14 protein-coding genes are annotated in these 21,236 nt (G+C 31.1%); 12 read left to right on the plus strand and 2 right to left on the minus strand.

Features of this window, described 5'->3' with window-relative positions:
- Window positions 1-169: 169 nt before the first annotated feature.
- The 5 genes from BW986_RS04090 to BW986_RS04110 all read left to right on the plus strand — a co-directional run bounded on the left by BW986_RS04090 (window position 170) and on the right by BW986_RS04110 (window position 9,773).
- On the plus strand, window positions 170-562 hold the full coding sequence (locus BW986_RS04090) for a hypothetical protein (protein ID WP_076365333.1): 393 nt from the start codon (window positions 170-172) through the stop codon (window positions 560-562).
- A gap of 555 nt (window positions 563-1,117) precedes the next feature.
- A complete protein-coding gene (locus BW986_RS04095; RefSeq protein ID WP_076365335.1) occupies window positions 1,118-1,969 on the plus strand; it encodes a HamA C-terminal domain-containing protein in 852 nt (283 codons plus the stop codon).
- Entirely contained in the window at window positions 1,954-4,119 is a 2,166-nt protein-coding gene (locus BW986_RS04100) for a helicase-related protein (protein ID WP_076365337.1), read from the plus strand. Before BW986_RS04095 ends, BW986_RS04100 begins: the two co-directional genes overlap by 16 nt.
- A 387-nt stretch (window positions 4,120-4,506) precedes the next feature.
- On the plus strand, window positions 4,507-7,719 hold the full coding sequence (locus BW986_RS31395; RefSeq protein ID WP_076365339.1) for an immunoglobulin-like domain-containing protein: 3,213 nt from the start codon (window positions 4,507-4,509) through the stop codon (window positions 7,717-7,719).
- 407 nt (window positions 7,720-8,126) lie between these two features.
- Window positions 8,127-9,773, plus strand: a complete 1,647-nt coding sequence (locus BW986_RS04110; RefSeq protein ID WP_076365341.1) for a hypothetical protein — start codon at window positions 8,127-8,129, stop codon at window positions 9,771-9,773.
- A gap of 162 nt (window positions 9,774-9,935) precedes the next feature.
- On the opposite strand, the gene BW986_RS04115 is transcribed toward BW986_RS04110, so the two are convergent.
- Entirely contained in the window at window positions 9,936-11,651 is a 1,716-nt protein-coding gene (locus BW986_RS04115; RefSeq protein WP_076365343.1) for a hypothetical protein, read from the minus strand.
- Window positions 11,652-12,238: 587 nt separating this feature from the next.
- Here BW986_RS04115 and BW986_RS30010 point away from each other — a divergent pair.
- From BW986_RS30010 to BW986_RS04125, 3 genes are all read left to right on the plus strand, one after another.
- The gene (locus tag BW986_RS30010) at window positions 12,239-12,388 is read left to right on the plus strand and encodes a hypothetical protein (RefSeq protein WP_179085996.1); all 150 of its coding nucleotides are present in this window, start codon (window positions 12,239-12,241) and stop codon (window positions 12,386-12,388) included.
- A gap of 99 nt (window positions 12,389-12,487) precedes the next feature.
- Window positions 12,488-12,976, plus strand: coding sequence for a hypothetical protein (locus tag BW986_RS04120; protein ID WP_076365345.1), 489 nt, complete (start codon window positions 12,488-12,490; stop codon window positions 12,974-12,976).
- Window positions 12,977-13,246, plus strand: a complete 270-nt coding sequence (locus BW986_RS04125) for a hypothetical protein (RefSeq protein ID WP_076365347.1) — start codon at window positions 12,977-12,979, stop codon at window positions 13,244-13,246.
- Window positions 13,247-13,632: 386 nt separating this feature from the next.
- Here BW986_RS04125 and BW986_RS04130 read toward each other — a convergent pair whose 3' ends face one another.
- The gene (locus BW986_RS04130; protein WP_142244524.1) at window positions 13,633-15,528 is read right to left on the minus strand and encodes a TniQ family protein; all 1,896 of its coding nucleotides are present in this window, start codon (window positions 15,526-15,528) and stop codon (window positions 13,633-13,635) included.
- Between the two features lie 127 nt (window positions 15,529-15,655).
- Here BW986_RS04130 and BW986_RS30015 point away from each other — a divergent pair, with 127 nt between their 5' ends.
- From BW986_RS30015 to BW986_RS04145, 4 genes are all read left to right on the plus strand, one after another.
- Window positions 15,656-15,829 (plus strand): hypothetical protein, encoded by a 174-nt coding sequence (locus BW986_RS30015; protein WP_179085997.1) that lies wholly within the window; start codon window positions 15,656-15,658, stop codon window positions 15,827-15,829.
- Window positions 15,830-16,626: 797 nt separating this feature from the next.
- Entirely contained in the window at window positions 16,627-18,579 is a 1,953-nt protein-coding gene (locus tag BW986_RS04135) for a Mu transposase C-terminal domain-containing protein (protein WP_076365351.1), read from the plus strand.
- A gap of 15 nt (window positions 18,580-18,594) precedes the next feature.
- Window positions 18,595-19,485 carry a TniB family NTP-binding protein gene (locus BW986_RS04140; RefSeq protein ID WP_076365353.1) on the plus strand — a complete coding sequence of 297 codons (891 nt, stop codon included), beginning with the start codon at window positions 18,595-18,597 and terminating at the stop codon, window positions 19,483-19,485.
- Between the two features lie 178 nt (window positions 19,486-19,663).
- Window positions 19,664-21,196: a TniQ family protein gene (locus tag BW986_RS04145; RefSeq protein ID WP_076365355.1), complete on the plus strand. Its 1,533-nt coding sequence runs from the start codon at window positions 19,664-19,666 to the stop codon at window positions 21,194-21,196.
- The last annotated feature ends 40 nt before the right edge of the window (window positions 21,197-21,236 follow it).

Consider the following 21,236-nt stretch of genomic DNA (forward strand, 5'->3'; position numbering starts at 1 on the left):
CTTATTAATTCGTTAGATTATTACCTTTGTAGCTTCATGTTTATTTTTCTTCGGTAAATTCGTTCGTTAATTCTGTTGGCATCTTCCTTGAAAGTAACATGTTAAATAAGAGTAATAATATAATCCCTTTTGACATATCTATTGAATGGATGGAAAGGAAGGGGATATTATGTTTTTATTGCATGAAATTTCACTTAGTGAAGATGATACAGTTGAGGAACACCCAATTTGCATGCGTGAAGATAATGGTGAAATAAAACATATGGGGATTTTATTAAAAAGAAGGATATCCCAAGGGATATATATAGGGACGGAATATTATCACTATGTTGATTTTTATGGGAGAAGCCCAATTAATTTTAATTACTCAGATTATAAAGAATTGAAAAGCCAAGGTAATTTTGATATGAGTTTATCTATGATTGCAGACTTTGGATTTAGTTTTACCAATGTAGAAGCTGAACCAGGTCTAGGGACAGAAAGAAAACAAAGGGCCCTTAAAGGAACAACGCTACTGCCTGTATCAAAAACCTCTCGTCTGAGGTCAAGCCCGCCAACATAATGAATTGGACTTAGAATACTCTAATATCGAATACTTTAGGTATAACCCTAGAAAAAACAGCCATTTGGCTGTTTTTTTACATATATTCTTACTATTAAACAAAAAAACAAATGACAGAACTGTCCTGATTTTGTAACGCCAATCCTAAATCGTGAAGTCAAACCCAATAGCTCACGAGATTTCTATTGATGAATTCAATATTTTATCACACTTGAGTATTAACAAGCTAAAGAATATAGTTTTATACTTATCGAATTAAAAAAAGCTGGACTTTAATATAAAATAACAACATAAGATAGAGTTTGCTTTGTTACCGACCGTTATCATTTGGATATCGGTCTTTTGTTTTATAATCTAATAATTTTTAAGCTATCCTGTTTTTTAAAGGATTTTGTTTTTTTTACCGATGTGGTTCCTTTGTTTCTGTTAAATAGGTAGAAAAGTAGTAGGACTATTTTTTTAAAAAACTGAAAAAATATAACTTTTTATGTTAAAATTTTGATATTAGTTGATAAATCCACATCTTTTCCATTTGAAATATATTGGAGGGTTATTATGGAAACAATAACGCCAATTTTTGAATCGGACTTAATTTTTGAACAATATGTTGAAGAAACGCATTTTCGTGGTTTTTCTGTTGGTTATGAACTTGAAGAATTTAGATACGAAGCTCTTGTTGATTTGATTTTTTCAGCTTTAATGGACTTTTCACTACCAGAAAGTGAAAAGCATTCCATCACTCATTTAAATGCAGAAAGAAAAATGAGAAATGCTGCAAGAGCCGTATACGCTTCAGATAAATATAGTAAACGTGGTGAGTTCGGGGAAATTTTACTCCATATCATTATGCGAGATTATTTTAATTCCATTCCTGCCATTTCTAAAATGTATTATAAAGATGGTCCAAATGAAACTGTAAAAGGATTCGATGCTGTTCATATTGTAACTCAAGAAAAAGATTTAGAACTTTGGTTAGGTGAAGTTAAGTTTTACAATAATATGGCACGGGCGATAAGGGATGTTCTACCAGAACTTCATGCACACATGGATAAGGATTATTTACGTAACGAATTTTTATTTATATCCAATAAAATTGACCCTAATTGGGAACATGCTGGAAATGTAAAACGACTAATCGACACAAGGACGAGCTTGGATAAGATTATAAAGAGAATTCGAATACCTGTTCTTCTGACGTATGATAGCAAAATTGTCAGTTCCTATAAAGAAGTATGCGAGGAATATAAAATGGATTTAATTGACGAACTCAATAAGCATCATAAAAAGTTTAGGAGTAGTGAGTTGCCGAAGAATGTGGATTTAGTTTTAATTATCCTTCCTTTTGCGCAGAAAAAGGCATTAGTCGAAAAATTACATGAAAAATTAAGGGTATGGCAGCAGATATGAAAAATGAAGAATTAAACTATCAGCAAATAATAGAATTAATCGAACAGGGAAATCTATCTATCGAACGATGCTTTTCCATCTTTATGTGGGTTAACCGCGTCACTCAGAATAAAGCTAAAGAAGGTGATGGAAGAGATGTTATATTAAGGATGATGGACAAGATAGACAAATTACCGAAGGAAATAGAACCCATTTTAAATGATTATGTGGGTAAGCTTGGGTATTTCCCTTATTTAGATGTAAACAAAGAATTTATGTCAGCAAGAGACTTATTACGTTATGAGTTTTATCGGTCGGAAAATATTCCAAATATCGTCATGCACCAAAAGCAAGCAGAGGTATATGATGTTATTTCAAACCATCAAAGTGTTATTTTGAGTGCCCCAACAAGCTTTGGAAAAAGTCTGCTGATTGAAGAAATTGTGGCTTCAAAAGAATACTATAACATTGTCATTATTCTACCTACACTTGCTTTAATTGATGAAACCAGAATGAAACTGGTGAAGTATTCAGACGTATATAAATTAATTTTTTCTTCGAAACAAAGCTTTGGTAAACGCAATATATTCATATTAACACCTGAACGTCTTCTAGAGATTGAAGGTATGCCAGTAGCGGACTTTTTCATTATCGACGAATTTTACAAGCTAGATAGTTCCAGAAGTGAAGATGAACGGTTGAATGTATTAAACCATGCATTTTACCGGTTAATCAAATCTACAGATAAATTTTATTTACTTGGTCCGAATATAGCTGCAATACCAAAGGGTTTTGAAGTTGATTATGCCTGCAAGTTCATTCCTTCCGATTTTACAACTGTAGCATGTGACGAAATATTTATAAAGCGTGAAAAGAAACGTGAACTGGAACAACTTGTCGAACTTCTTAAAAATCTTTATGAGCCAACCATGGTTTATTGCAAGGCGCCTGGAAGCGCTGAAAGAAATGTAAAAGAGTTCCTAGAAAAGGCAAATAGCTATTTAACAAAAAATAAGCACCATAACGATGCGATAAACTGGATAAAAAAGAATATCCATCCTGATTGGTTATTAATCAGTGCCCTGTCTCATGGAGTGGCTTTTCACCATGGAGCTATGCCTCGGCATCTTGGTAGGTATATAGTTGAAGAGTTTAATAAAGGAACCATCAAGTACCTATTTTGTACTAGCACTCTAATAGAAGGAATTAATACAACCGCAAAAAATGTTGTGGTTTTTGAAGATAAGAAGGGAATTGAACCTATTACCTTTTTTGACTACCGGAACATTCGAGGTCGGGCTGGTCGTATGAAAAAACATTTTCTAGGTCGGGTATACTCATTTTACAACCCTCCTAAGGACATTGATGTGAATGTCGATATCCCATGGTATACGCAGGATAAGGCATCAGATGAGATTTTGATTCAAGTGGAAGAAGGAGATTTAAAGCCGGCATCCATAGAAAAGTTAAAGCCCTATAAAGAACAAAAAGTTCTTGAGATTGAAGTTATAAAGAAAAATAATAACATACCTGTTAAAGGTCAGGTTGAATTAGCTGAGCTAATTCAAGGTGATTTAGATTATTATCAAAACCAACTAACATGGACGAGTTATCCGACATATAACCAGTTGGAAACGTGTTGCACCTTAATCTTTAATTACCTTCGCTTTAAACATACGAAAGATGAGGTATATAGTGGCAAACAACTTGCATTCTATGTGAGAAATTATGTACGGGTTCAATCAAATATGGCAAAGTATATACATTTTTTCTTGACGAACGATATTAAAATTAAAACTGCTGACCAAGCTGTTCAAAAAGCAACAAAGATTAGTAGGAGTTGGTTTGAATTCAGATTTCCAAAACTCCTTTTAGGCTTACAGCAAATTCAAGAAGCTGTATTTAAACAGAATGGATTGCCTTTTGGAGATTATAAATTTTATGCTTCACAGATTGAATTTGCTTTTTGCAGCCCAACCTTATCATCTTTACAGGAGTTTGGACTACCAATCTCTTTATTAAGGCAATTAGAACCTTATATGGACATGAAAGAGTTAGAAAATAATGACGACCTAGATAAGGTAATTACTCAAATCAAAAAGATGGATGTGTCTTCTATACATTTAGACCCATTTGAGACGAAACTCCTAAAAGATTTTGTTAAAGGATAATTGTCTTAATTTGGTAAACTGTTGGTGTTGTTTTTCTCAACTAAGGAGTAGAAGGAACATCTGATTCCAAGGGGCTATTTTAATGCCCCTTTTTCTTTTTGAGCGAAAGTTACAGACATTAAAATTCCTGATAAGGAACGGTATTATAATTCTTTATTAAATTTTAACTGACACAAGCAAAATTCTAATGTACAGAAAGAGGTGTTCGAGATGGAATAACTTATTTGAATAATTTCAATATAGCTGGAATTCAAGAAATTTAATGATGAAAATAAAACAAGAAAATAACAATAGTAGAAAATACTAATACGTATCAACAAATTTTTTTGTATTTAAAGAAGGTAAAGAAAAGAATATAATTCCTGAAATAGGAGGTAATTATCAAATATGTATTATATAAAATCATTTATAGTTATTGTTTTTCTATTAATTTTTATACCATCAGAAACCTTTCCAAAAATATTTCAATTTAGTAAAGAAGTACAAGCGTCAGTTTTGCTAGATAGAGAGGGAGTGAAAAAATTTGAAGGTAAAATTGCCGCTGGAGGAGAGCACTCTGCTTTTTTGAATGGTAAAGGCACAGTTCAAGCAGTTGGGAGAAACTCTTGGGGGCAATTAAACGTCAGTGGTTGGAAAGATATAGTTGCTTTATCAACAGGCTATAGTCAAACTGTCGGTTTAAAAAGTGATGGTACAGTGGTGGCTGTCGGTGAAAATCCTAAAGAACAAACAAATGTTGGCGAATGGTCGGATATTATCCAAGTATCTGCGGGAGAAGGAACTACTTTTGGATTAAAAAGGGATGGAACAGTAGTTGCTGTGGGAAGCAATTATAATGGTCAAAGTAATGTGGATAATTGGACAGATATAGTTTCGGTCTCGGCTGGGGGAGGGCACACGGTCGGACTAAAAAGTGATGGTACAGTGGTGGCTGTTGGAGATAATTATAACGGGGAAATTAACGTTAGCGAATTTAAAAATATTGTTGCTGTATCGGCTGGATATTCCCATACCGTCGGATTAAAAAACGATGGAACCGTTATTGCTACTGGCGATAATGACTACGGAGAAACAAATGTTAACGAGTGGAAGGATATTGTTGCAGTTGCTTGTGGGCATGCCTTTACCATAGGTTTAAAAAGTGATGGTACAGTGATTGCTGTTGGAGGGCTTTTTCCTGATAAGATAAATGTAGGTGTTTGGAAAGACATCGTTGCAATCTCCGCTGGACCGAATCATGTTTTAGGCTTAAAGAGCGATGGTACAGTAGTCTCATCTGGTTACAATAAGGACGTTCATACAAGTTATTCGAGTTTGGAAGATATTGTTAGTTTATCAGCTGGAGCTAGCCATACAGTAGGATTAAAAAGCGATGGCACTGTTGTGGGTGTTGGTGACCCAGGAGCAATAAATATAAGTAATTGGAGTGGAATCATTGGAATATCTGCGGGAAACGGTCATACTTTTGGAATTAAAAACGATGGAACCGTTGTTGCATCTGGTGAAAATTATATAGGTCAATCTGAAATAACTAACTGGAAAGACATTAAAGCCATATCAAATGGAAGTGGAGGAAGTCATACAGTAGGATTAAAAAAGGATGGAACTGTTGAAGCTGTTGGAAGTAATTATTATGGCCAAATAAATGTTTCCAATTGGAAGGATATTACTTCGATAGCAGCCGGCACATCGCATACAGTAGGATTGAAAAAGGATGGAACTGTCGTTGGAGTAGGAGACAACTATTCTGAACAAATAAAAGTGAGTGGCTGGAAAGATATAGTTGCCATCGCCGCTGATTCACATAATACTATTGGGTTAAAAACAGATGGAACAGTTGTAGCAACTGGGACGAATTATTATGGACAAAATAATGTCAGTGAATGGAAAGATATAGTCGCCATTTCAATTAAAAATAATCATACTGTTGGATTAAAAAGTGATGGAACAGTTGTAGCAACTGGATGGAATTCTGCTGGTCAAAACAATGTCAGTGAATGGAAAGATATAGTTGCTATTTCGACTGGTGAACATACTACAGCTGGATTAAAAAGTGACGGAACTTTAGTAGCAACTGGATGGAATTCTACTGGTCAAACCAATGTGAATCCTATGAGTCTGAAATTTGAAGCTCCTGTTAGCTCTTTTGATATTTCGAAAAGACATTCCAAGAGCGGGGACAACGTTACCATTAGAGTGAATTTCAATAAAAGTATGAAGAATACTGTAAAACTTTCATTAAGAGGAACAATAAAAAATCATCCTGTATCGATGAAAGAAGTTGTAGGTAGTAATGGCAAATCTTTTAATTACATCTATACGGTTCCACAAGATGTATCAGGTAAAGTGCATTTTCAACTTTCTGAAATGATTGATGTAGATAATAATTACTTTGCAGATTATTATGCTAACAATATATTCGAAGTAGATAATGATATGCCCTTCATTTTGGGGGCAGCAAGCAAAGTGATTTTTATAAATTCAGTTTTTAATCCAATAAAGGGCATAACTGCAACAGACCTTACGGATGGCTACCTAACAAATAAAATAAATATAAGTGGCACGGTCAACACAAAGAAAAAAGGAAAATACTCACTTATCTACTCAGTTGTGGATAAATCAGGAAATGAAACTTCAATTCCAATAACAGTTACAGTAAAAGATAATATAAAACCTGTCATTTTAGGTGCATCAGACAAAACTGTTTTTATCAATTCCAATTTTGATTCGAAATTGGGTGTGACAGCAAATGATAATTCTGATGGAAATCTGACAAGTAATTTGAAAATATCTGGTACAGTAAATACTAAAGTAAAAGGGGTTTATACATTAACGTATACAGTATCTGATATCTCAGGAAACATAACAGTGATTTCGAGAAAAATAATGGTAGTCGATAATGTAAAACCTGTTATTACTGGTGCCATAAATAAAACCATTAATCAAAACGATGCATTTAATCCCAAAACAGGAGTAACATCAAAGGATAATGTTGATGGTAATTTGACAAATTCAATTAAAATATCTGGTATGGTAAATACGAAGGAAAAGGGGACTTACACATTAAAGTACACAGTGTCAGATTCTTCAAGAAATGTTACTACAGTAACTAGAAAAATAACTGTAACTGATAACATTAAGCCCGTCATTACAGGAGCAGCTAACAAGACAATCAATATTGGTTCTGCATTTAATCCTAGAACCGGGGTAAAAGCGAAGGACAATGTTGATGGTGATTTGACAAGTTCAATTAAGGTGATTGGGACTGTTAATACCAAGAAAAAAGGCACTTATTCTTTAACCTATGTGGTTACAGACAAATCAGGAAATATGATTATGATTACACGAAAAATAAGCGTAAAAGATATTCTCAAACCTGTAATCTCTGGTGCAACAACAAAAGTAATTAAACTTAAATCGTCGTTTAATCCAAAAAGTAATGTTACAGCGAGGGACAATATTGATGGCAATTTGACTAAATTAATAAAAATCACAGGAACAGTTAATATAAATAAAAGAGGGACATATTTTCTAACGTATTCTGTTAGCGACAAGGCTGGTAACAAGGCGGTAGTTAAGAGAAAGATAATGGTTGAGTAATATAAGCGAGTTTATCAAGCAGCGAAAGGTTCACCTAAGTACCTTGATAAATATTAACCCCGGAAACGGGGTTTTATTTTTCAACTAAGATTCTACTTAAGATATATATTCCAGAAAGTCCATCCAGCCTTTAAGGCGACTATGATGGTTATCTACATTTTGAATATTATATAGCTACTTACTTGTCATTCACCATAATAATTACCGAGAGACTTTCATTGTAAAATTCATCTAGTATACCAATAAACAGTCTCTATGTTGTTATTGTTAAAAAAAATTCCGTAGGTAGAATAGAACGATTTGTTTAATTAAAGGTTACATCTTTTTTTGTAGGAACAATCCAAAAATTGGACGAATCGTAATGGAAGGGTACACATTTTAAATTATATAAAAGGGGGTATTTTTGCGTGGAATGTCCTAGCTGCAAAAATCAAGTTAATTTAAAGGAAGAAGAAAATTTTGAAGGAAATTGTCCTCATTGTGGATTTTATATTTATTTAAGACATACTCTTAGAATTGCCTGCACTTCTTATTTGCAAATCGATAAAAATGAGGATATTTATTTCAAAAACATCCATCAAAGAATATATAATCCTTTCATAAATGAACATATTGGTCAATTGGCGCCACTGAAGGGAGCAATTAGTATAGGTGAATATTTAATTAAACAATTTAAGAACCTACTAAAAGATTACCCTAAAGAAGACCTTTTATTTATGATGCTGGGCTTAAGAGAGCTAGCAACATGGAAGATTCATCTAGAACCGGATGATGTTTGGGCAGCAGTTCATGCCCGTAACTTGTCTCACGTATTTTCAAATTTAATCTCTTATATAGAACAAGAAACATTCGGGGAAAATGGAATTGTGGAAGATACTGATATTATCTCTGCCTTTGTTTTAACAGAGGAAATCGATAAAATTATAAGCAATGTATTTAATACTCATATATTTGGTTGGGAGCCAACTCTAACAGATATTATTAAAACTAGAATAGAAAATGATTATCTTTCACTGTATCACCAATATTTTGAAGTGGAGGAACTTCAAAAACCTGAAGAAATAATTTTTAATAATACCACAATCGAAAAATTCTTAGGACAAAGGAACATTCAGACGGTTAAAATTAAAAAGTCAGTGAATGATGAACTTGATAAATTATTCGGATTTTCTTTTCTAGACCTACATGATTTTAGAAAAGTGGTTATCTCAGTTGCAGAGGAAAATGGACAGGTATTTGATATTTGTCCATTAACGGAAGATAAATATATGAGAGCATTATTTATTTTTAAAGAGCAATTACCCGAAGTTTTTAATCAAGAAAAATTATTAAATATAATCAAGTACATGTCCTATAAACCTTCTTTTAAAAAAGGGGATAAATTGGATAAATTAACTGACCCCTATTTAGACTATAAATTTATCTTTGAATACGAAGATTTGTTAGCATTCGGTATAATGGATTCAGCAAATAGCATTACAATGTTTGAGAATATTGCTTCATCTGACCATTTTATTCAGAATATTTTTGGTCAATTTGCAACTAAAGTATTTAAAAAAGCACAAGAGAATACAGCTTATTTAATTGGAATGAAAATCGCTGAATCCTTTTTTAATAAGGAAAATTATTTTGTTCCTATCCAACAAAAAGGTGTACCGCTTGTCAATTTTAAAACGGTAAATGGAAATGGGATAAAGAAAAAAATAGTTAACCAAAATAATATGGATTTAGGCGATATTGATGCTGTTTGTGTCGATATTCAAAAAAAACAGCTAATTCTAATGGAAGTTAAATATTATAAACCGGCTGTCAGAAATATGGACATGATAAAAAAAGATAAAAAAATTTTTGAAGATATTCCGAAAATAAAAGCTCGGGCAGAATGGTTTAAAGATAATATCGAAGATATAGTAAAAGCTTGGGGATTAGAATCAGGTTCATATACGGTTTTTACCTACTTAGTAACGGGTAGACCAAACTTTTACGGGAAACAGTTAGAAGAGGAAAATGAAGAGATAAAGTATTTCACTTATGATGAGATTATAAGGTTATAAAAAAATTATGAATAAGTGAAAAGTATACTACTTTTTAGGGGAGAAAATAATATTCTTCTCCCCTTAATCCAGGTTATGTTGCATAATTGAAATGGAATAAAGTATTTCAATTATTGTCGAACAAAGCCTTTTTGAACTAGTTTCCGTTTTAAATCGGAAAGGTTATGCAAGATTGAGCTCTCGCTTAAAATTAATAATAAATTCCCTGTTTTCTACCTTATATTCTTTTAAATATATTAATAATAAAGTCAGGATTTTCTCCCACTTTTTCAACATTTTCTTACTTTGGTTTGGATAGTAGACATCTTTTTCTTTTTCTTTGATATATTGTTCTTTTACAAAATTCAGAAAGTTGTCTGATTGAATTAAATACCTAATTTCTTTTATGCCTCCTATTAAATCCTCTGATTCATAAAATTCAAAAACTTTATTATAAGAAGGGTTAAGAATCCATTTTAATTTTTTTTCATAGTACCCAGAGTTTAACCATTTAAATAGTTGTATATTTTCAAATGATGTTTTATAAATCTTTTCAAGAAAAACTGAACTTTTTTTCTCTTTAAATGTTCTAACGAAATTCAAAGGTTCGAAGTATGGAAGATATTCCTTTTCATTCATTACATAAACCAAGTATTGTAAATCTAATAGCATTTCAAATGATAATAGTTCAATTTTTTCAGATTGTAAGAATAGTCCGTGTGCAACCCTATTTCTTATTAAAGGGAAATGAAATAAAAAATATGGTTTTTCATCGTATGTTGGAACTCTAATTCCTATTTCGTTAACTTTGGAAATTAAACTATAACTGCTTAATTCGTCTGGTATAATTTCAAATTCATCACACATGTCAAAGAATATGCCTTCAATTTGGATGGGTATTAAATTCATAAAAGCAAGATAATCTCTATTTGTAAAAGCGTCTAATGCACTTTTTATCACTGAATACCTTTTGTATAAAACGTGGTTGTTTTTCATGTTAGTTTTTATATATTCAGATACCTTATATTCTTCAATATATTTATACAAAACCTCTTTGTATTCATTAATGTTTTCATTTTTTAATTTTATAAGTTTATCACTGGAAAACTTATAATTAGCAAGTGTGCTATCTGCCTGTTCCTTATTATTATCATAATTTTTTTTGTATGTACTTATTAAATGAAAAAGTTCTTTGGTAAATTTAATTGTGATTGAGTAATCATATCCAGTTTTATAATAATTTTTATTCTCTTGTATATATGAAAATTGATACTTATAATTTGAATTACTTTCTTTTGCTTTAATAAGAGCTATAGATTTGATATCTAAGCTTTTTATTTTAATTTCTTCTTCTTCAACTAATTTGTGATAATAATTACATTCATCAATTTTAGATTTTATAGTCGGGAGCAATTCGTGTGTTATTAATTTTTTTTCTTCAATCAAATGATTATAATCTAAAAATCTTTTTCTATTATTAGTAATTTCTCCATTAATTAACCTAATTCTCTCATAGAAATCGGCTCGTTCCTTGATTAATTTTCTTTCAGACTCTAAATTGTATGTTTTTACATTATCAATGAGTGCAAGTGTATCATCGATTGCACTTTTCACTTTTAAACATTCCTTTTGGGGAGTATTATAAAGTCCAATGATAGTTTCAAAAAAATAATTATAAAATTCTTCCTTTCCACTGGGAAAATCAATTTTTGTATATGCAAAAAAATCTACGATGTAATTTCTTAATTCAGAAAATGATGTTGTAGAAATATCAATTTTAAAGATTTCAAGAAAGAAATCGAATATAATTTGGTCTTTGTTAAGTCCAAATATATTATCTTTGTTTAAAAGAATATCTGAATATGCTAACATATTATTTATAATTTCTTTTTTATTCATGAAGTTCTCCCTCCTAATAAGTAATATGAAGATTATACCATCTTCTAAAGGAACAGAATTACTAAATTAGCAGGTATCATTGCTTATTTATGTGCGGCAACTGGAAAAAAGTAAATAAAATGTGGTCCTTTTCATGGCGAACAGAAGCATTGTGGAATAGGCTGGGTTCTACAGTTGAAGATATTTAATGGAAGAGTTCCTTTCAAAACAAAAATGATGCTAACGGGAGTGATAAAAGAGTTTAATATAATCTATAAAAATACATTGACATCGTCAGAAAACTATCCGTATTATGGTCTATGTTATCCCATTTAGGAAAGCCCACATCCAAATTACTCGGATTAATTCCTTCAATATATGACCTCAACGAAATTTTCTCACCATCTATTTTTTTTCTGAGAAAATCGGAATACAATGACAAGATTCTTAACTATTCTAATTGTGTTTGTAGAATAATTTTTGAATATCTTAATAAGATATTTAAACAGGTACCTCTATATCCACAACTACAAATATGGTAATTTTTTTACCTTATACTTCAACTTCATTCAATATGTCTATCCGGTAGAAAAACGGATGCCAGTCAAATGTTGCAACTATATACGACGAAGGAAGATAGTCTTCTCCAATCCTTGGCGGTCATGGAATTAGTCCTAGAAAAATGGATAGAACCTGCATCGGATTATCCGTTTCCAATCGATATTGCCTTCCATCAAATCATTTCTATTTGCCAGTAGACCAATGGAATTACCTACGGTGAATTATTAGAACGGATAGAAACCAATCATATTTTACATACACTCAACACGTTAGATGTCCAAGTATTAATAAATCATATGGTGGAAAAAGACCACTTAGAAATCATTCAAGGAAAAAATGAACTCATTATCGGCATTGAAGGGGAGCGTATTCTTAGGGGCAAGCAATTTTACACAGTCTTTATGACTCCAGAAGAGTATGATGTATTGGAAGGTATAAGAAAGATAGGCAATGTAATCCTTGCCGGTAAGCTGTGGATAATTAAAGATATCGACACGGATAAAAATAAAGTATACGTATCGAAGGCAGTGAATGTTAAGCCCCCGCTTTATTTGGGAAGTGGAGGGATGTTACACAAGAAAATTGGAGAAAAAATGATGGAGATAGTGTGTTGCGACCAGACGGTCACGTATACCAATGATGAAGCGGCGAACACACTTAGGGATATGCGAAGAAAGTATCAAGAATTTGGGTTTCATACAAAACAAAGACCTATCTGGGAAATGAAAAACGAAACAATTTTTGAGACCTTTACGGGAACAACCATAACCCGGACTCTTTGTTAGATGTTAAGTTCTTTTGGTGTGGATATAGATAGTGTGGATGGATTCGGGAGAATTACTATTGAAGGTTCGAAGGATTTGATTAAGGTACTTCAACAAATCGAGCTTAAAGAGTGGAAACCGGAAGATTTGCTCCCTTATACTAAAGAAGGTGAGTATTACGCCTCTAAGTATTCTATTTACTTACTAAAGGAATTACAGGATGGAATTCATATTGCTCATGAAATAAACATTTCAGCTACTTTGGATTACTTAAATAGCTTTGAATTTTAAAGTTATCAAATTGACGTAACCTCATTATCAAAACGACTGTGTTAGATTAATATGACGACCATAGAATTGAAACCAAGAATAACCTGAGTAGTAATTAAAATGGCCTAAAACATTAAGGAAACCTCCCGAAAAGAGGTTCCCTTGTTTTATTTAACCACTCTGAAATATTTGCTGTTCTATTATATATAAGACTTTGCTTAAAGAATATCGACTTTGAATTAGCAATATATTTAGCCAATATTTCAATCTTATTCATTGTAACCACAATTCATACACATGTTAAAGGTAGAGGGAATTACACCCCCTTGAGAAAAAGTTATTATAAAAATTTGATATTAAATATATTTAAGTATAACCATTAATATCAAATTTTGACTGGTAAATTATTATTCTTTTCGTCCTTTGAAAATTACCTTTGTTAGTTCTGTCCTTTTTATTAGGTTTATTCTACTAATATCAGAAACAACATTCTTTAGTTCACCATTTTTAATTAATTTTAATAATCCTTTCTCTGAAATTGGATACTCTTTTACAGCTGCTTGAACTCCTATATGACATTTTATAAATAAATCTATTTCATTTTTAGAAAAAAAGTAACGTTTTTTATTATTTTTGGTAATTTTTATTTCCACCGGTTTAATAATGTCTTTTAGAATCATTTTGTGTATTGTTTCTCCATCCATTTTTAAGAGTGATTTTACCTCCCTTAATGAATATCTTCTAATTCCATTTTCTTCATTTTTATGATTATTTAAATAGACTTCTATTTCTTCAAATCTAAAATGAATATCCTTTAATTTGGCATCCTTTTTATTGGTAAAGGGGGTTAATTTCCCTTCATAAATTAAATTGAAGATTTTTTTAATAGTAAGTCCACTTGTTTTATATTTTTTTAATGCATTTTGTAAATTAATCCCAATTTCACTTTCGCAAAAAGGACCTTTATTTCTAAATAGGAATGTGTCAATCTCCCTACTATCGAATTTTGTAGATAGCTTTCCTAAGACTATTTTTTTGTTTAAATAACCTAGCTTAACTAGTATATTTATAGTTTCAATTGGTAGACCTAATATGTGTGCTGTTTCCTTTAAATTTATAAGATAATTTTTGTCTTCAATATATTTTTCAATCTCTTTTAAGGACTCTTTTGGAAGAACCTCTCTTTCTTTTCCCCCTCTATTTACTATCCTTAACATTCTTTTGTTATTCCAAATTACATTCACATCATTTCTAGTTAATCCGTAAAGCTCTGTTAATTCTTTTTTTGTGAAATTAATTTTTTTGTCTTTATGTATATTCCTTAATTTTTTCAGTGCTACCGAATGAATATTCCCTTTTCTTCCTTGCATTTCCCAGAATTCTTCATAAGCCAATTTAATTAAGAAAAATTTATGTGACAATAGTAACTTTTCAAATTGCTTTTTTTGATATTTTCTTACATTAAACGGTTTTTGATAGAATGCATCTAGAACTTTATAAAAATTATTAGGGAAGTTGTTATACATCCAATAAACATTTGTAAAAGCAAGAGACATGTTTTTATTATTTCTTTCACCATTCAAGGTAGAAGCAAGTGTATAGATAACCTTTTCATTTGTGTCGGAAGCAGTAAAGTCTGATAAACCTTCGATTAAATAAAAACTTTTAGTAGCAAGTTCCATATAGTCATGAATAGATAAATAGCTATTTAATATAAATGGATTTTTACCATATAGCATGTTTCTCATAATCAAATGAGATTTAAATAGAACGTCTGATTCACGTATAGTATTAGGCTTAGAAGATACTTCTAAGCTGTACCCACAGTTAATACATTCTGATTTCATTAAAGAAGAAATTGACAGGGGATAATGACACTGAACACATGAATCAATTAACTTTAAATGATGTTCATCGCAAATATTTACAAAGTGGAGATTCCACTCTGTTTTATGCTTTATTGTATTGTTTATACATAATGGGCAATACTTAGCTCGATTTTTGCACACCAATAACTTCCCTAAATGCATTCCAAGTTGTATTTCGTAGTAATTTAGTGAAATATTATATAATTCCTTATAATCATATAAAGTCAGTTTTGAAAGTTCATTAATTGAAGAGATAGGAAAACTATTACTATTTAGGTGAAACCATTTTACATTAATTAATTCTGTAATATATGAAATAGATGGATATCTGTTCGCTGCAGCAAGTCTATACAAATAATTGGTTAAACTTTCTCCTTTAAGTATCTCTGGACGAAAAAGTAGCATTTTCTTCACCTCAATGAAAGTTTTACCCAATTAATCCTTTCTATATACGAGGGCATTCCCTGTTTTATAAATAATATTCTCAATTCAGATTATTTTAAGATGAATAAAAAGGACGAATGTACTTAAGATATATTTAAATATTGAAAGGAAGTTTTAAATGGATTATATCGAGATAGCCCTTCCGAAATGTAAAGTCTTTTTAACCCAGAAAGAGTTTCAATCCCTCCTTATGAGGGATACAGAACTTTACAAACTTGGATTAAAAAGAGGTAAAGCTATATCACGTAATTTGAAACAACATCAACGTGAAGAAGATAAATATTTAAATTAAGTTTTTTAGGTTAATCCCCCAAATATATTTGTATTCTCTCGAAAATGGACTTGGAATCTCCAAGTCCATTTTCGGTTTGAAGGATTATTTTATAATCTGCAAAAAATGTTCCGTCTGAACCTTTCCAATTAATTTCTCTTTTAAAAAAAGACTTTTGCAAAGAGTATTTACAATCAATCAATCGATACAAAATTTACACATATATTTTTTAGAATTAAATAAGTTGATGCACCAATGTATATGGATTATTTATATTTAAGGTTTACTACGCTATACACCGTGTATATACACGGTATGTACACTGTATATACAAAACTATTAATCATTAATCCTTTTATTTTGTAGTATATAATTTGACGAAATCGGAAAAAACATAAGTAGTCATTATTAAAAAACTGCAGTGAGAGTGATATTGGGAAATAAAAACACTAATGAAGCTTCAACCATGTTGATATTATTTTTATTTCAGTTTTAGTAAGAGAGGAAAAAGTCATGAATTTAAACACTAAGGCAAATAAACCAATGAAAGTTACGTGGGTGGGACCACATAAGGTTAGACATAACAATAGTGGATGAACAGAAAAAGTAAGGGGGAGACCTAACTAAAAACTTTTTTTGGTAATTAGCCCGAATAATGTCCTATTACTTGGAAGTTGAAGATATTACCACTTGAAGCAATGGAACCAACAGGATTATTATCTAACACATAAGAAATCTTATATATTTTATTGGATAGTAAATTCTGATAAAAGAAAAAAAGTTTCTGATTAGGAATCTGTTATTAAGGAGAGAGGGTATTGTCAAAGGTATTGTTAGGCATTGGGGTTGAATTTATCTTTAACGGTAAAAAACATGAAATCATTGAAGAACTGAACGATGGAAGTTTTTATATGCAAAGTAATGAAAAAGATAGGGAAATCACAAAGATTACAAGAATGGAATTCCTAAGACATTTAGAGAAGAACGAAATTGTTTTACCCGAATTTGAAAACGTGATTATTCCTCTTGAATCAGGAATGTATGCATATCGCTTTGAAGATTTTGAAAGAGTTCCGGAAAAAAAGCAAAAACAAGCATTATTAAAAAAAGAAATAATTAAGCCTTTACTCGAAAGAAAACATTCTGTTAAGGAGATTCAGGAGCATATCAATGAGTTGAAATCTGACCCAGAAATTCAATTAAGGATGAATGAATGTAATTTGAAGTTCCAAATCTCGACCATTTATCGATGGATTAAGCAGTATAAAAAGGATGAACAAATAACAAGCCTTGTATCAAAGAAAAGAGGAAATTATGAAAGAAGACCTTTTGGTACGATTACTGAAAACATTATTCGTAAACAGGTGTATAAGTTTCTTCAATACGAATTAGAAAGTATTGATACATGTTATTCAAAAATCTACACAGAAATTTCGCAATGGAATGAAAAACACCACAAATACCCAGAAGTAATACCCTCACGTAAAACCATAGCGAGAAGAATAACGAAGGGAAAAGCATTTTTCGAAGCAAATAAAAAGAACAAAAAAGCCAAAAATTTGAAAGCAAAAGATAAACCTTCTTATGCAATGAAGGTGGCTCAATGTGACCATACAAGATTAGATATTATTGTTGTTGATGATGAATCAGGAAAACCACTTGGTAGACCTTGGTTAACCTATATAATGGATGAATATTCAGGATATCCATTAGGATTTTACCTCGGGTATGAAGGCCCCTCCTATAAATCTGTAATGTATGCTCTAAGAAACGCTTTTAAGACGAAAGGGTATATTAAAGAACATTTTAAAGATATAAAGAATGATTGGCTAGCCCATGGCGTTCCAGAGACATTGCTTGTTGATAATGGAAAGGAATTTCATAGCAATTCCTTAAAGAGCGTTTGCCAACATTTTGATATTAACTTGAAGTTTTGTACCCCTGGTAAGCCTTGGCAAAAAGGAGCTGTAGAAAGATTCTTTGGTACTTTAAATACCTCGCTTCTTCACCAAATGCCTGGAACAACTCTGTCAAATATTCAAGAATTAAAGAGATTTGACTATGACCCTAAGAAGAATGCGATTATAAAGTTTAGTCAGCTGATGGAATTGTTTTTAGAGTGGCTTATTGATGATTTTTCTGTCGACTATCATAAGGGAGTTAAAGGAGTTCCGAAAGAGTTATGGGAGGTTTCTTCAAAAAATGGGTCTCTTGTTTCAATCGGAAAATTTGGACCAGAATGGGAAATTCGTTTATATCCAATAAAAAAGAGAAGAATTCAGCATTATGGTATCGAATTTGAACATTTAGAATACAATTCTCCTGAACTTGATAAATTAAGAAAGTATCTGAAGGAGAAAAAAGGAAACGCTGAAGTAGATGTTAAATACAATCCAGATGATTTGTCGAAAATATATGTTTACGATGAAATTTTTACAAAAGGGTATATAGAAGTACCGTGTAAAAAAGAAGGGTATGCGGAAGGTCTCTCCTTAATATTGCATAAGGCAGCTGTAAGAGAGTTAAATAAAAATGATAAACCAGTTAATATGTATAGCCTTATTGAGACCAAAGCAGCTATTAAAGAAAAAGTACAGGGCTATATGAAATCCAATACTACGACTGGAGGTAGTAAGGGAGCTCGATTGTCTGGCATTGGTTCAAATAAATTGGAAAAAGTAGAAGCAACCAGTTCTACTACCAATTCAAAAAGTAAGAAAAAAGCATATGACCCATATGGTTTTAATAACATGGGATGGGAAGAAGAATAAGGAAGGAACTTAAATATGAAGATAGAGAAAAAAGAATATTTGTCTTTAACAAATGAGGATAAAATTAAAATTATAAATGACATTAAAATTAATCATCCACTCTTTAGGATGGCGCTTAAACATATTAAGGTTTGTCATTCAGATAGTAAGTCACGAAAGGACCCTCTTTCCTTGATTATTACAGGTGGTCCAGGAGTGGGTAAAACTACAATTTTCAAGGAATATGTTCAGCAAAATGATGAAACGATTTATACTAGCACCGGAACCAAAAAGAATATTTTATGGGCGACACTCCCTCAACCCATTCGTCCTAATTCTCTGATGGAAATATTATTAAAGCAATTAGGTGATAGACGATTCGATAAGGGGAGTCAACAACAAAAATTTGACAGATTGGTTGGTTTAATCAAAGATTGCGGGATAGAATTAATTATGTTAGATGAATTTCAGCATTTTATTAATCCGAAAACTAAAAGACCTCATAAAGATGTAGCAGATTGGTTTAAATCATTAATAAATCATACCAACATACCCGTAGTCTTGTTTGGACTTGAAGATTCATTAGATGTATTAAAGGAAAATCAACAGCTTAGTAGGCGTTTTAAACGACGAGTTAACTTAGAACCTTTTGGTTATCGTAACAAGTCAGATATAGAGAATTTCAATCGACTGCTACAAGAAATTGAAAGACTTTTACCATTTGAAGAACCATCGAGACTTATTAGTTTAAGTGAAAAAATTTATTCTGCTACGGACGGTATTATGGATAATATAATGAGCCTTTTGAGAGAGGCAGCATATATTGCAATAAAAGAAAATGAAAACAAAATAAAATCAGAAGATTTATATGCCGCGTTTAGCTATGACGGCCATTTAGGAAATAAAAATAAAATTAATCCTTTTTAATTCAAAAGAGCAGATTCCCTGCTTTTTTTTATATTTATGTGTGTATATACACGGTACATACACGGTACATACACGGTACATACATAGTAACATCTGTTTTTTTATCATGCAATAAGGAGAATAAATTACCAATGAAATGGTATTTATACCTTGGTATAATCCTCTTTAGGTGATAAAAATGACATTATATTTCGATGAAAGTATATCTTCTAAAAGAACCCCTCTAATTAATCGAGTACCTCCAAACCAAGGTGAAAGTCTTTATTCATTTATGTTCAGAAATGCGGAAGCTAATTATTTTGAAAGCTTGGGAATAATGTTAAAAGATGAATTGAAATCATGTAATATTTATTGGTATCACTATAATTACTTAGATTTTGATAAGAAGTGGACAAAAGTTATTTCAAACTTTGTTGAAGAAGAAATTTTATATAAAGATATAAATAAACTTTGCCTTAATCAGTATGATGAGATTATCTTCGGTGATAAAACTCCTACAAAAGTTGAAAAGGATTACTATTATGTCAAATCTCAGGCGAAATATTGTCCTTTATGTTTTTGTGAACATAAACACTACAAATTAATTTGGGATTTTTCATTTATTACAACCTGCCCAAAACATAAAGTGAATTTAATTAATATATGTAAAAGCTGTCAAAAACCAATTAAAATAGGGCAATTAATGCAAAATCACTGTCAGTGTGGTAGTTGTTACTCAAGTCAAATATACGACTTGGTTAAACCAGATGAAGACATACTACAAACCCAAATATACATCCATAATCTTCTTTTACATGAAAAAAGATTAGATTCCCCTCCAAATGAATTTAAGTCTTCAAAGGATTACTTCTATTGCTTTAGGTTATTAATAAACACACTTCTTAACCTGCCTATAAAAACTATATTCGATTCAAAACATTTATCTATTGATAATTTTGATTGGTGGGATATTAAACACGATATTCTTACTATGTCTTTTATTGTAAATGCTATCCATCAAACAATTATGTTTCCAGATATCTTTATTCCAAAAATTATGGGTGTTATTGATAAGTATAAAGAAAATACTTCTGCATCCAAGCGAAAGTATAAATTCATTCAAAAGTTCCTTGAAATTCAAAAAACTAAGGGAAGTACACAATTAATCCATACAGATGAAAATAATTATATTATCCAATCAGAGACCAAATTAAGAACAGATAGACAATCAAAAAATGGTTTGCATACCTTAAATAATAAAGGTAAAGCTACACGAAGACCACTTTTTAAAGAAGATGATGTTTTGAGTTTAATCGAAAAAGATGAGTTCGTATCGCTAAATACATTAAGTTCTTATATAGGACTTCATCGTGGTCAATGTAGAAAGTTAGTTGAAAAAGAAATAATATTAGGACATGTTAAATTACAAAATGGTGAAAAGAAGAATATTTGGTTATTGGACAGAAAAGATATGGAGTCGTATTTTAATTCTTTTTTTAATAAAATACCCAACGTCTCCTTTGTAGATAAAAGTGAGTATATTTCTTTTTATCAAGCAATTCCTAAACTTAAAAATTTCAGTATTGACTCGAGCTCATTAATTAATTTACTCAATAAAGACAAATTCCAGGCTTTTTTATTAAACGGGGAGCGGAGTATTGAAAATATATATATTAACCTTGAACAAGTAAAAAGTTATATGGAGAAATTAAGATTGATAAAAAATTTGTAACACTTACTAATGTTATTTATATGAGGGTTGACATTAATAA

Source organism: Peribacillus simplex (genome assembly GCF_900156045.1).
Lineage (GTDB): Bacteria > Bacillota > Bacilli > Bacillales > DSM-1321 > Peribacillus > Peribacillus simplex_D.

Bases quoted from the DNA above. Each gene is read 5' to 3' on its own strand.
- BW986_RS04125 (WP_076365347.1), top strand. From the start codon at position 12,977: ATGTTAAGTTCTTTTGGTGTGGATATAGATAGTGTGGATGGATTCGGG.
- BW986_RS04095 (WP_076365335.1), top strand. From the start codon at position 1,118: ATGGAAACAATAACGCCAATTTTTGAATCGGACTTAATTTTTGAACAA.
- BW986_RS30015 (WP_179085997.1), top strand. From the start codon at position 15,656: ATGGATTATATCGAGATAGCCCTTCCGAAATGTAAAGTCTTTTTAACC.
- BW986_RS04090 (WP_076365333.1), top strand. From the start codon at position 170: ATGTTTTTATTGCATGAAATTTCACTTAGTGAAGATGATACAGTTGAG.
- BW986_RS04115 (WP_076365343.1), bottom strand. From the start codon at position 11,651: ATGAATAAAAAAGAAATTATAAATAATATGTTAGCATATTCAGATATT.
- BW986_RS04100 (WP_076365337.1), top strand. From the start codon at position 1,954: ATGGCAGCAGATATGAAAAATGAAGAATTAAACTATCAGCAAATAATA.
- BW986_RS30010 (WP_179085996.1), top strand. From the start codon at position 12,239: ATGTTGCAACTATATACGACGAAGGAAGATAGTCTTCTCCAATCCTTG.
- BW986_RS04140 (WP_076365353.1), top strand. From the start codon at position 18,595: ATGAAGATAGAGAAAAAAGAATATTTGTCTTTAACAAATGAGGATAAA.
- BW986_RS31395 (WP_076365339.1), top strand. From the start codon at position 4,507: ATGTATTATATAAAATCATTTATAGTTATTGTTTTTCTATTAATTTTT.
- BW986_RS04120 (WP_076365345.1), top strand. From the start codon at position 12,488: ATGGTGGAAAAAGACCACTTAGAAATCATTCAAGGAAAAAATGAACTC.
- BW986_RS04145 (WP_076365355.1), top strand. From the start codon at position 19,664: ATGACATTATATTTCGATGAAAGTATATCTTCTAAAAGAACCCCTCTA.